At 47.8% G+C, this 12,764-nt stretch carries 13 protein-coding genes; 4 read left to right on the forward strand and 9 right to left on the reverse strand.

Features of this window, described 5'->3' with window-relative positions; translation table 11 throughout:
- Positions 1–37: 37 nt before the first annotated feature.
- Positions 38–979 carry a hypothetical protein gene (locus G8759_RS22760; RefSeq protein WP_167212934.1) on the forward strand — a complete coding sequence of 314 codons (942 nt, stop codon included), beginning with the start codon at positions 38–40 and terminating at the stop codon, positions 977–979.
- Positions 980–1,031: 52 nt separating this feature from the next.
- Complete coding sequence (locus G8759_RS22765) at positions 1,032–1,478, forward strand: DMP19 family protein (protein WP_167212942.1); 447 nt, start codon at positions 1,032–1,034, stop codon at positions 1,476–1,478.
- On the opposite strand, the gene G8759_RS22770 is transcribed toward G8759_RS22765, so the two are convergent.
- On the reverse strand, positions 1,473–2,822 hold the full coding sequence (locus G8759_RS22770; protein WP_167212947.1) for a dihydrolipoyl dehydrogenase family protein: 1,350 nt from the start codon (positions 2,820–2,822) through the stop codon (positions 1,473–1,475). The two genes, G8759_RS22765 and G8759_RS22770, sit on opposite strands and share 6 nt — an antisense overlap.
- A 173-nt stretch (positions 2,823–2,995) precedes the next feature.
- Entirely contained in the window at positions 2,996–4,627 is a 1,632-nt protein-coding gene (locus G8759_RS22775; RefSeq protein WP_167212952.1) for an ABC-F family ATP-binding cassette domain-containing protein, read from the reverse strand.
- Positions 4,628–4,786: 159 nt separating this feature from the next.
- On the opposite strand from G8759_RS22775, the gene G8759_RS22780 reads away from it, so the two are divergent.
- Positions 4,787–5,452 (forward strand): DUF2461 domain-containing protein, encoded by a 666-nt coding sequence (locus tag G8759_RS22780; RefSeq protein ID WP_167212960.1) that lies wholly within the window; start codon positions 4,787–4,789, stop codon positions 5,450–5,452.
- A 17-nt stretch (positions 5,453–5,469) separates the two neighbouring features.
- Here G8759_RS22780 and G8759_RS22785 read toward each other — a convergent pair whose 3' ends face one another.
- From G8759_RS22785 to alaS, 5 genes are read right to left on the reverse strand one after another with little or no spacing between them, the layout of a single operon-like run.
- Positions 5,470–6,327 (reverse strand): glutamate racemase, encoded by an 858-nt coding sequence (locus tag G8759_RS22785; protein WP_167212963.1) that lies wholly within the window; start codon positions 6,325–6,327, stop codon positions 5,470–5,472.
- A gap of 2 nt (positions 6,328–6,329) precedes the next feature.
- The gene (locus tag G8759_RS22790) at positions 6,330–7,754 is read right to left on the reverse strand and encodes an amidohydrolase family protein (RefSeq protein WP_167212966.1); all 1,425 of its coding nucleotides are present in this window, start codon (positions 7,752–7,754) and stop codon (positions 6,330–6,332) included.
- A gap of 22 nt (positions 7,755–7,776) precedes the next feature.
- Positions 7,777–8,160: a type II toxin-antitoxin system death-on-curing family toxin gene (locus tag G8759_RS22795; protein ID WP_167212970.1), complete on the reverse strand. Its 384-nt coding sequence runs from the start codon at positions 8,158–8,160 to the stop codon at positions 7,777–7,779.
- Positions 8,160–8,354 carry a DNA-binding protein gene (locus G8759_RS22800; protein ID WP_167212973.1) on the reverse strand — a complete coding sequence of 65 codons (195 nt, stop codon included), beginning with the start codon at positions 8,352–8,354 and terminating at the stop codon, positions 8,160–8,162. The genes G8759_RS22795 and G8759_RS22800 overlap by 1 nt, the downstream gene beginning before the upstream one ends.
- Before the next feature lie 19 nt (positions 8,355–8,373).
- On the reverse strand, positions 8,374–11,031 hold the full coding sequence (alaS, locus tag G8759_RS22805) for an alanine--tRNA ligase (RefSeq protein ID WP_167212977.1): 2,658 nt from the start codon (positions 11,029–11,031) through the stop codon (positions 8,374–8,376).
- Between the two features lie 144 nt (positions 11,032–11,175).
- Here alaS and G8759_RS22810 point away from each other — a divergent pair, with 144 nt between their 5' ends.
- Positions 11,176–11,529, forward strand: a complete 354-nt coding sequence (locus G8759_RS22810) for a MerR family transcriptional regulator (protein WP_167212980.1) — start codon at positions 11,176–11,178, stop codon at positions 11,527–11,529.
- Positions 11,530–11,562: 33 nt separating this feature from the next.
- Here the strand turns inward: G8759_RS22810 and G8759_RS22815 are convergent, their stop codons facing one another.
- Positions 11,563–12,093, reverse strand: coding sequence for an HD domain-containing protein (locus tag G8759_RS22815; RefSeq protein WP_167212983.1), 531 nt, complete (start codon positions 12,091–12,093; stop codon positions 11,563–11,565).
- 126 nt (positions 12,094–12,219) lie between these two features.
- Positions 12,220–12,744 (reverse strand): DinB family protein, encoded by a 525-nt coding sequence (locus G8759_RS22820; protein ID WP_167212986.1) that lies wholly within the window; start codon positions 12,742–12,744, stop codon positions 12,220–12,222.
- Positions 12,745–12,764 lie beyond the last annotated feature (20 nt).

Genomic DNA, 12,764 nt, shown 5'->3' on the forward strand with positions numbered 1-12,764 from the left:
GTAAGCCACTCCCCGATTCTGTAAATCCAGCGGACGTATGATTGCTCAAAAAATAGCAGAACGAATTGGTCGTCCAGACCTGATCGACGTGCTGGCAAACGAACTCACCAGTTCAGAGCTGACCTCCTTACTGTTGGCTGTATTTGACCGCAAAGCACAACAGCTATCACCGGCTGATCTGTTACGGGCCTACCAGAGCAATCGGTTTGTCAAACCCGCCGATATCGACGTCGTTGGCCTCCATTCGCTGGAAAGCCAGGCATTTGCCGTTTTTAACCAGTTTGGTTTCTCACCCGTGGAGTTAGCGCCGGTAGCTCCGTTAGGAAGTTGCTCCGTCATTTCTACTACTGGTCAGAAAAAAGTACTGTCGGCTACCCGGCAAACGGAGGTCGTGGCCGATGCGACCAACGCACTCGCATTACACGTTGCGGATACCCGGCTGACCACTCGCAAGTCGGCTCTTTTGGCCCCGGAAAAGCTGCGGTTCAGTACAGTACATCGCCACCTTCGGACCCCTACGTTGCCCGATATACCGGGAATGCGGTCGCATTTTAAAATTGCCTGTTTCGTTTTGGCAGGCCGCGATTCAGGTGGTCATCAGTTCGAAAAAGAAGCATTAGCCGAGCATGTAGCCCTGATGAAGGCGCTTTTCCGCGAAACTTTACACATCGATAAGCTGACGTTTCGGTGCTATCCACGCAAAGGTTACGCCGACCCGGTTGCCTTCGTGACTAAACTGGTCGACTATGTACGTGAACAACAGGCCGACGTTCATATCGAGATTCCAGAGAATGTTGTCGGCGAAAATAATTACTACAAGGGGCTCCAATGTAAAATTGTGATTGAACACAATGGACAATCCATCGACATCGGTGATGGCGGTTTCGTTGACTGGACTCAGCAATTACTCCAGAACCGGAAAGAACGCTTATTTACTGCCGGTATTGGCATCGAAATGCTGTACCGGCTGCTTTCCTGATCACAAATTATTCAATTAATTTCTCTCATTTAAACTCCATGCCTCAACTGGTATGAAAAAACAGGACCAAACCTTAATTGACTTTCAGGATGATTGGGGAAAACTGGTCGATAAGGCCTTTACCAATTACCTCTCACTTTCACCAGACGAACGAATCTGGTTCAACATTGAAGCATTAATTGGGGATGTTGACAATGGTGGTCTGATCAGCCACTATTATAACTCCGGTGCAGACTATAATAAACAGACGATCGAGGACCTGTATTCACTTGGTTTCCCGGCTATTGCAGCCTTGCTCATGCAGATGAATAGCCTGTTCCCGGATGGCCAGCCTTCAACAGACATAGATGAACGAAATGAGGTAATAGATAACTGGCCTGAAGGTGAATATGATGCTTTATCTCAAGAACTTGATCAACAGTTCTATTCTATGGAAGCAGAACTTGAGAGCAAACTAGTGCAGCATATCCAAACAAAGCTTCGGCTTGTAGATTCATAAGGGCAGCATGGAATTTAGGTCTGACCCATGAGTCGGGTAAGCAAACAGCATAGCCCCTAATGCTTTAGCCGGAATCTGGTGCTTCATAGCCATCGCAAACAGGTTGATTACGTCATCACTCCCAGAACCCAGCAAATGTGCCCCTACGATCTGATCCGTTTCGGCATCAACTAACGTTTTAAAGCCCGTAATCGGCTCATTGATTCGTCGGCTTACATACCAATCGGCTGTTTCCTGAAACAGGACATTTACCACAAGCCCCTGTTCTCTGGCCTGTTCTTCAGTCAGGCCGATAGAGGCTAGTGGCGGTACCGTAAATACGGTTGTTGGCACAGGGTCGTTTGAATAGGTTTTTTGATTGCCATTCAGGATATTCTTCGCTACAATACTACCTTCATACGACGCCAATGGCGTAAGTGGCAGTCCTTTGTCGGCTACGTCACCACAGGCATATACTGCCGGATTCGATATGCTTTGAAGGTATTCATTCACGATCACGCCCTTCTTCCCAATCGCAACACCGGCAGCTTCTAAGGCTAGTTCGGCAACGTCGGCTACCCTGCCGGCAGCATGAACGACCAACCTGGCCCCTACCGAATAACTTTTACCACTGTGCTCATAATGAACCATTAAGGTAGCTGGCGTTTTTTCTACAGCGGTTACCTTTGCTTCCAGCACGATAAAAATGCCGATAGCACGCATAGCTTTGACCAATAAGTCAACCAAATCAGCATCAAATCCTTCCAGTGGTTGTTTGCCCTGATGAAGGATGGTCACCTTAGCCCCGGCACGCGCAGCAATATGCGCAAACTCGAAGGCAATGTAACCCCCGCCCACCAGAACGATCTCCTTGGGTAACTCCGCCAGCTCCATAAACCCGGTGCTATCAATGAGAAACTCTTCGCCCGGAATGTTCAGTGAACCCGGTCGTTGGCCCGTGGCAATGACAATATGGTTAGCCGCTAACTCCTCATCACCTACCCGAATTGTCGTTGCCGACAGGAATGTAGCCGCGCCATGAAAAAGCTGAATACCCTGATCCGCAAATTTCTTCTCAGTCTTTTCGGGAATCGAATCGGTAAATGTGTTTTTGAATTGTATCAGGTCAGCCCAGTTTATAGTGGCCGTATTGGTGATTCCTTTTCCAGTCAATTGGGCAGATCGAGCCACGATTTCTGCCGCGCCCACCAGTACTTTCTTCGGATCACATCCGCGCTGCGAGCAGGTACCGCCAAAGGGTAATTTATCAATAATAGCAACAGATTTACCGGCTTCACGGACAGTTTCTGCAACGGTTTTTCCGGCAGACCCAGTGCCAATAACAATAAGATCGAATGACTGCATAGGAATGGTGCATGATAGTTTGCTAATGTATAACTGCAAAATCGGGCAATTGTCTAAATCAGTCATTTGCCAATAGCCGTAGCGCGGTTTCTGACGAATGATGTGCAAAACAAAAACGGGTAATTGGGGATAGAGCCCCAATTACCCGTTTTCAGAATTACCTTTATTAGTGCTTATGCTACTGCTTCGTAGAGTTCCTCACGTTGGGCCTTCACGCGATCATCGGTGAGGTATTCGTCGTAGGTCATCAACTTGTCGAGGATGCCCGCAGGTGTAATCTCAATGATACGGCTGGCAATCGTCTGCACAAACTGGTGGTCATGTGAGGTAAATAAAATCGGACCTTTGAAGTCGATCAACCCATTGTTGAGTGATTCGATGGATTCGAGATCGAGGTGGTTGGTCGGCTCATCGAGCATCAGAACGTTCGCACCCGACAGCATCATTTTCGACAGCATACACCGAACCTTCTCTCCCCCGCTCAGAACGGTCGCTTTTTTCAACGACTCTTCGCCTGAGAATAACATCCGTCCTAAGAAACCCCGAATAAAGCTTTCGTCTTTTTCCACTGAATATTGCCGCAGCCAGTCGACCAGATTCAAATCTGTCTGGAAGAACTTCTCTTTTTCGGCATCCGTCGGGAAATACGACATGGTAATGGTGATGCCCCAGCGGAAGGTACCCGAATCGGCTTTGCGTTCGCCCGCCAGAATATCGAGGAGGGCTGACACGGCGAGTCCGTCGCGGCTATAGAGGAATATTTTATCCTGCTTATTGACCGTAAACGACAGATTGTCAAACAATTTCGTACCGTCTTCGGCCGTATACGTCAGGTTTTCGACCGTTAGAATCTGGTCGCCGGGTTCGCGTTCAGGCTTGAAATTGACGTATGGATATTTCCGCGACGACGGCTGAATATCTTCGATCGTGAGTTTTTCGAGCAGTTTGGCACGGCTGGTTGCCTGCTTCGACTTCGAGGCATTGGCCGAGAATCGGCGGATAAATTCTTCGAGTTCTTTCCGCTTATCTTCGGTCTTTTTGTTCTGATCCTGGCGTTGTTTCAGGGCCAGTTGACTCGATTCATACCAGAACGAGTAGTTGCCCGCAAAGAGTTTGACCTTGCTGAAATCCACGTCTACGATCTGCGTGCAGACCTGATCCAGGAAGTGGCGATCGTGCGATACGACAATGACAGTGTTGCTAAAGTTAGCCAGGAAGTTTTCGAGCCAGCTCACTGATTCCACATCGAGGTTGTTCGTCGGCTCATCGAGCAGCAGCACATCGGGGCTACCAAATAAGGCCTGAGCTAGCAGTACGCGCACTTTTTCGGAGCCATTAATATCCGACATCAGGGCGTAGTGCAGGTCTTCCTTTATGCCCAGACCCGACAGCAAGCTAGCGGCATCTGACTCCGCATCCCAGCCGTTCATTTCGGCAAATTCAGATTCGAGTTCAGCGGCTCTTTCGCCATCGGCATCCGTAAAATCCTCTTTGGCGTACAATATATCTTTCTCCTGCATAATGTCATATAGGCGTTTATTACCCATGATAACGGTTTGCAGGACAGGGAATTCGTCGTAAGCGGATTGATTCTGGTTCAGCACCGACATCCGTTCGCCGGGTGTCATCGACACGGTTCCGGTTTGCGGTTCGATTTCGCCAGACAGAATTTTCAGGAAGGTTGATTTACCGGCTCCATTTGCTCCGATTACACCATAACAGTTACCGGACGTAAATTTTATAGTGACGTCGTCGAATAACACTCGCTTCCCATAACGTAGGGAGACGTTTTGTACCGATACCATGCGTTGATTTCTGTTCAGATTGAAAGACAAAGATACGAAATTTTAGCGGGAAAAGGGAACCTCTTCAAGCTTCTTCCCGAGTAATGGATTCTGCATAAATCTTCGCCTGGTATCTGGCTAAAATACGTAGTTTTGCCCGATTGACTCAATGACAAACTCATGCTTAAAACCACTACCCTTTCGTTTCTGACCGACCTGAAAGCCAACAACAACAAACCCTGGTTCGATGCCAACCGCCCTGCTTACGAAGCAGCCAAAGGCGACTTCATTCAATTTGTTACCACGCTGATAGACGGCTTAAATACAATTGATCCGGCTATTTCCGAGACACCCCTTCAGTCAAAAAGCTGTATCTTCCGCATCAACCGCGATGTTCGTTTTTCGGCTAACAAATCGCCCTATAAAACCAACTTCGGCGCGTGGTTCAATAAGGGCGGAAAGAAACTGGAATCGGCAGGCTATTACTTCAATCTCGAGCCGGGCCGGAGTTTTATTGCTGGTGGTCTGTATATGCCCGATGCAACCATCCTGGCTACGATCCGACAGGAAATTGACTACAATCTGGATGAATTTGAAGGCCTTCTTGCGCAACCGGCCTTCACAAAATACTTTACGGGCTTGAATCGCGGAGAAGCCCTGCAACGGCCGCCCAAAGGCTACGCAGCCGATAATCCAGCTATCGAATACCTTAAGTTGAAAAGCTTTACATCGAGCCATACTCTGTCCGATAATTCATTGACGAAATCCAGCCTTTCCAAACAGACGCTCGACGTATTTGCAGGTCTCCAGCCGATCATACAGTTCCTGAACCGGGCGGTGGGGTGAAAGGGAGTATTTAATCACTACAGGGATAAATGTTCGGACCGAACAGGCTCCCCATAAAAAACGGTAGCCTGACGGTCAAAATCCTCCGTTGAGTCGGTAGTCAGGAACGTTCGGTGACCATACTGGCTGCATTGCGCTTCGATTTCAGGATGGCGAGTCAGGTAATCGGCCAGACTATCGGCCACAATGCCACCCTGACTTAAAACCGTGGTATTGGCGGGTGCATATTGCCGGATCTTATTGAGTAAGAGCGGGTAATGGGTACAGGCTAGTAGAATCGTGTCAATTGTCGACGACTGAGCCATTAAGCGATCCATGTGTTGCTTCACGAAGTAGTCGGCTCCGGCACTGGCATATTCACCATTCTCAACCAGCGGCACCCACATCGGACAAGCTTCCTGAAATACCCGTAACTCCGGAAAAAACTTGTCAATCTCAACCAGATATGATTCCGACGTCACGGTTCCGCGCGTAGCCAGAATACCAACATGACCTGTTTGCGAATAATTACCAATGACCTCAGTTGTTGGCCGGATAACCCCCAATACACGCCTGCTGGGCCCGTCCAGACCGGGCCCATCCAGACCGGGAGCCAGTGTTGGTAAATCAAGTTGCTGAATATTGCGCAGAGCTTTGGCCGAAGCTGTGTTGCAGGCCAGAACGACCAGTCGGCAACCCCGGTCAAAAAGATGCCTGACACATTCGAGTGTATAGTGATAAACCGTATCGAAGGATCGGGTGCCGTAGGGTGTCCGGGCGTTATCGCCCAGATAGATGTAATCGTACTGCGGAAGCTTATGCACGATTTCGCGCAGAACGGTCAGGCCACCGTAACCTGAATCAAATACGCCAATAGGTTGTGAAGATACTGTCATTGTTACTTGCTGGCTTTCTTCTTCGCTTCGGCCAGTAAACCATCCAACGCCTTTCGATCATACACGGTTCCTCGCAAAATAACCGTATGAATGGCCTGGGTAGCCTCAATAGTCTCTAGTGGATTTTTGTCGAGCAACACGATATCGGCACTTTTACCCGTAGCAATAGCGCCGAACGTGGCTGTTTTTCCCAAGAAAACAGGCCCTGGAATAATGGCCGACTGAAGGGCTTGCAGCGGTGTGAGCCCGGCTTTTACGAAATAGGCAAGTTCGTGATGCAGGCCGACACCCGGATAAACATAGGAATTCAAAAAGCCTGCATCGGTTCCGGCCATGATCGTAACACCCGCTTTGTGCAACAGAGGAAGCAGTGAACTGGTTTTTTCATAGAGGGCGTGCCGTTCGGCAATGGCGTCGGGACCATCTTTAGCCACCCGACTCACCCGCCAGGCATAGGTGTTTTTCAAGCCCTGCCCGATGTATTGTAAGTAGCTATCCTGCTGATGATTATCCTGATCCAGAAACGCAATTGTCCGGCTGATCGTGAGTGTTGGCACAACGAACGTACCATTCTTTGCCATCCGTCGGTAAACGGCCAGAGCGGTTGCTTCATCAAAACTCTGCGTAACCATTGGGGAAGCCAACCGGGTTGTCAACTGACCCGACATTACCTTTTCGGCGACTTCCTTATCGCGCGTTGACCCCGCTTTTAGCACATAGCTCATATGCTCTACCGAACCCAAACCAGCCGAAGAAACCTGATCCATTGTCAGGGCGAATGGTACGTGGCCCGACGTTTTCATGCCGCGCTTTTTGGCTTCCTGAAGAATATACAGATAGATATCCGGCTTAATGGCATTATCGGTAATCTTCACAAAATCGACCTTTAGCCCTTGCAGGGAGTCGAGCATTTTATCTACCTCAGGCTTCGTGCTGACTTCAATATCACCTACCCAGCTCGATTTGTACCCTTCGAGTTTTGGCCCCGATGTAAACAGAGTTGGCCCGGCCAGCTCATCTTTTGCAATCTGATCGCGCCATTTTAGAACGGACGGGCTCAGATCAGCTGCGGCATCACGTATGCCCGTAATTCCGTAAGCGATGTACAATGGAAAGAGATTTTTATTCTCCTCAATCAATGTATCGCCCCCGCCAAAATGGACGTGCATATCCCAAAGACCCGGAATGATAAACTTCCCGGTTGCATCGACAATCGTTTTCGCCTGAAAATTCTTCAGTTGCGATTCATCGAATACGCCTACGATGGTTTTCCCACGGGTAGCGATCAGTTTCTTTGTCAGAATGTTGCCCGTTCGCACATCAATCAGCGAACCGGATTTGATCAGTACATCGACGTTCTGCTTTTGGGCATACGTGAATTTGGAGATTGAAAGTAGAAAAGATAAGCCAAGCAGAAGGTTTTTCATGGTGTGTAGGATGAATGATTGACTATAGAAGCTTTACGTGTTCTTTTAACCAATCCGTAAATTGCTCCCGCGTTAAGGCTCCGTCTGCAACCTGTAGGATAATTTTCTCCTGTTCATCAATACTGGCTACGATTTCATATCCATTCAACACCAGGAGTACTTCCATTACAGCATGGCCAATTCGCTTATTTCCATCCACAAACGGATGATTGCAAATCAACAGATACCCAGTAAGAGCTGCTTTATCAAACAAAGTCGGATATAGCTCACTTCCATCAAATGTGGCAAAAGGCTGTATAAGGGCTGATGCAACCGCTTCCTGATTACGAATGCCCAAGCTCCCTCCTGACAGATGAATAATTCGTTCATGTAACAGGAATACCTCAGGAAGGGATAAACGTTTCATCAAGCTAACCGTTCGTATAATGCCTTATTTTTCGTAAGCACATAAGCAATCGCCTGTTCAGGAACAGGCGATTGCCGCACTAAAGATTCAATTGTCTGTTTCAATAACTCATCCACCGTCAAGTGTACCGATTCAGCTTTAAGCTGCAGAGCCTCCAATTGTTGATCAGGAAGCGTCAATTGTATGGTTGCCATAATTTTTCGCTTTGCTTCTCTACCCCAGCAGTTCTTTACCCTGCGCCAGTGCGGCATCCAAACCCGACGAATCAGAACCACCTGCGGTAGCAAAGAACGGCTGGCCACCGCCACCACCTTTGATATTTTTAGCTAACTCCTTAACAACCTGACCAGCATTCAGATTACGGCCCTGAATCAGGGAGTCGGGCAGCATAACAGCCAGTTGTGGTTTCCCGTTGATGTCAGCGCCGAGTACCACAGCCAGATTATCAACCTTTGCTTTCAGATCGTACGCCAGTTGTTTCAGCGCATCGGCAGAAGGCACATCCACCCGTTCTACCAGACGAGCGTGCCCGTTTATGGTTTCCACTTTCTCGAGAAGCTGGTTTTTCAGTTGCTGAACTTTCTCATTCTGTAAGGCTTCGACCTGTTTTTGCAAAGAACTCCGCTCTTCCAGCAACGACTGTACGGCTTTTACGACATCTTTCGGCGCTTTCAGTAATTCTTTCAACTCCGAAACAACGGCCATTTGCTCGTTGACCAATGCTTCGGCACCCGCCGACGTTTTGGCCTCTACCCGACGAACACCCGTCGAAACGGACCCTTCGCCGGTAAATTTGAACAGACCAATATGACCCGTTGCCGGTACATGCGTGCCCCCACAGAGTTCGACCGAGTAATTGGGATCGAAGGTAATGACGCGAACGAAATCACCGTATTTTTCACCGAACAGGGCGGTTGCTCCTAAGCCCTTAGCCTGTTCGATCGGCACGTTGCGCTTTTCATCGAGTTTAATATCCTCCCGGATTTTCTCATTCACAATCCGTTCCACTTCAGCCAGTTGCTCGTCGGTCACTTTGCTAAAGTGCGAGAAGTCGAACCGCAGCGCATCAGGGCCAACATACGAACCTTTCTGAGCTACGTGCGGACCTAACACTTCGCGCAAAGCCGAATGGAGCAGGTGCGTTGCCGAGTGATTGCTGCTGGTCAGGCCACGGCGGGCCGTGTTGATGACTGCATACACCGTATCCGTTTCGGCCAATAGATCATCAATGCCCGTTACATCCTCAACGATATGAATGGTCAGGTCGTTTTCTTTCTTCGTATCCAGCACGGTCAATGTCCCGATCTGATCCGAACCAGCAAAGAGTTCCAGCACGCCCGTATCGCCAATCTGTCCGCCTGATTCAGCGTAGAAAGGCGTTTTATCGAGTACGATCTGCACCTGTGTTCCCTGCTTATTCTTGATCTTACGATACTTCACAAGCTGCGCATAGGCTTCAGGCTGATCGTATCCCACAAATTCGACCTTATCTGTTTCGGCCAGTTCAATCCAGTCACCAGCCGATGAGACAGCATCTTTTCTCGACCGTACTTTTTGTTCCTGAAGCGATTTCTGGAAACCCGCTTCGTCGATGGTGAGGCCTTTTTCGCGGGCGATCAGGGCCGTCAGGTCGGCCGGGAAACCGAAGGTATCGTTCAGTTCAAAGACCGTTTCGCCCGGAATTTCTGACTTGCCCTCGGTTGTCAACTGACCAATAATCTGATCGAGACGGCCTAAACCCGTTCCGAGCGTACGAAGGAAGGCAATTTCTTCCTCCCGGATTACTGTTGCCACGAAATCGCGCTGAGCGTTCAGTTCGGGGAACACGTCGGCAAACTGCATGGCCAGCGTCGGCACAAGTTTGGTCATAAATGGCTCATTCATTCCCAAATACGAGTAGCCATACCGAATAGCCCGGCGCAGAATTCGCCGGATTACGTAGCCCGCTTTGGCATTCGAGGGAACAAGTCCATCGGCAATGGCAAAAGACACTGCCCGGATGTGATCAGCAATGACGCGCATGGCCACGTCCGATTTGTCCATCGTGCCACCGTACTGTTTTCCCGACAGTTCTTCGATGACCCGAATCGTTCCCGAAAAAACGTCGGTATCGTAGTTCGATTTTTTACCCTGAATCGCCATACACAACCGCTCGAAACCCATGCCTGTATCAACGTGGCGGGCGGGCAGCGGCTCCAGCGAACCGTCGGCCTTGCGGTTGAACTGCATAAACACGAGGTTCCAGATTTCAACCACCTGCGGATGATCGGCGTTTACCAGTTCCTTACCCGGTTTTTCGGCGATTTCTTCGGCTGAACGCAGGTCGACGTGAATCTCTGAGCAGGGGCCGCATGGACCGGTATCACCCATTTCCCAGAAATTATCTTTTTTGTTGCCATAAATGATCCGATCTTCACCAACGATAGGCTGCCAGAGATCAAACGCTTCCTGATCGAAGGGGACATTATCTTTCTCATCGCCCTGAAATACAGAAACATAAAGTCGATCTTTGGGCAATTTATACACCTCCGTCAGCAGCTCCCACGCCCAGGTAATGGCTTCTTTCTTGAAATAATCCCCAAACGACCAGTTGCCGAGCATCTCGAACATGGTGTGGTGATAGGTATCGAAACCAACATCTTCGAGGTCATTGTGTTTACCCGAAACGCGCAGGCATTTTTGGGTATCCGCCACTCGTTTCGACGGGGGCGTACCATTGCCAAGGAAGAAGTCTTTAAACTGAGCCATGCCCGAGTTGTTGAACATCAGCGTTGGGTCGTTTTTGGCAACGAGCGGGGCCGAAGCAACAATCAGGTGTTCTTTAGAACGGAAGAAGTCGAGAAAATGCCGACGTATTTCGTGGGAAGTCATTGTGTTAGTCATTAGTCGACAGTCGATCAATCAGTAGTATCGCAAAACGCTACTAACGAACGGCTAACGATTACTGACCAACAACTGATTCGCAAAATTACGCCAAAACTTGCAGGTTTAACCGAACATCAGCAAGTTTGTCATATGGAAAGCCCCGGCAAGTTTTATTATGGCATTAAGGAAGTGGCAGAGATGTTTGGGATCAATGCTTCGAAACTGCGGTATTATGAAAAGGAGTTTCCGACGCTCCAGCCCAAGAAAAACCGATCTGGCGACCGGGTATACACACAAGCTGATATCGATCACCTGAAAGAAATTCTGGATTTAATTGACAATCAGAAATTCACCCTGCCCGGAGCCCGCGAGTTTTTGAAAGAGCGTGACGCCCGTCGACGCGAGAATGCCCGTCATATTGTCAAACTCCAGAAAATAAAATCGTTTCTCGAACAGATGCGCGCCGGATTAGACAGGCCACAGGCTGATAGCGTAGCAGACTAAAAAGTTAGATTCCGGGTAAAGCTCATTGGTTGCTTATTTCCTGAACATAGGGAGCGGATTCATCGGATGCCGAAAGAAGTTTTTTGTGGTTGCCCGAATGAGAAAAGCATGAAATCCTAAGTTCGGCAATTGCTTTCTGTTGGCTTCGATTTTTTGCTTATCGTAACCAAACGTTAACAACCCCAGTGAAACATCGATCCAATCGGCCTTTCGAAAGTTTTCTACTGTTTCAGTAAATGCACCCCGGTATTTTGTGGTTTTATGATGCCAATAAATCATTAAAGAAATTTCTTGTATCCAGTCCTGTTTATGGATTTTTGTCAAATAAATTTTGGCCTGTTCAACTGAAGGATCTAGATAATCTATTGTATGATTAGTCCAGATTCCAATATCATGGAATACGGTAGCAACTGCATATTTTTCTTTATTTTCTTTTTTGTTATCAATTAGTAAACAATTCAAGTAAACACGATATACGTGGTTCCTATATTTTTCATAGTCTTCGCCAATAATCGGCTTAAAATCATTTAGTATATCGTCAATTACCTTAATTGAATAGTTCATCTTTTTTATACTATTAAAACAAAACTATCGAGACAACAACGCCCAACTTTCAATACAGTCGAGGGCACGCCAACGATTACAATTAAGCCATTGTTCGTTTAAAAATTCATTCACAACGTCTGATTTTTAGTTCGCTCTTCGTAAACCAAAGTCATACCGTTCACCATGAATTCGCTTTAAAATACCCAATTGACCACAATGCCACATTGTATGCTTTATATTCCAGTCCAATGCATCAAATTTGGTTCTCGCAATCGGGTGTGGAATTGGCGTAGGCTCTAATTCGAGATCAAGATCTTCGACAGATAATGACTTAATTATATCAATTGATTTATTCTGCATTGCCACCAATTGGCTTTGCAGTTCTTTCAGATCTACTTTCCCAACTGCATTTTTGGGTGGTGCAGCGGTGTACAGTTCATCATATTTTTTTAGCGGAATTTTCTGAAGTATATCCATTTGGTGACCAGAAATAACCATAATTGAATGGTAATAAACGCTAACAATCAGGTGGCCAGCCTGCCAGCTTACCGATGATTCAATTACTTCAGGAATATCGTCCCATTTTTCATAGGGTATTGAACTAATCAATCTGTTCGTCCAATCATAGGCAACCTCGGTTTGCTTGACAAAACTTTCAATCAGATTCATTTGATTTAAAGGAATGGGCT

It is taken from the genome of Spirosoma aureum, assembly GCF_011604685.1.
Lineage (GTDB): Bacteria > Bacteroidota > Bacteroidia > Cytophagales > Spirosomataceae > Spirosoma > Spirosoma aureum.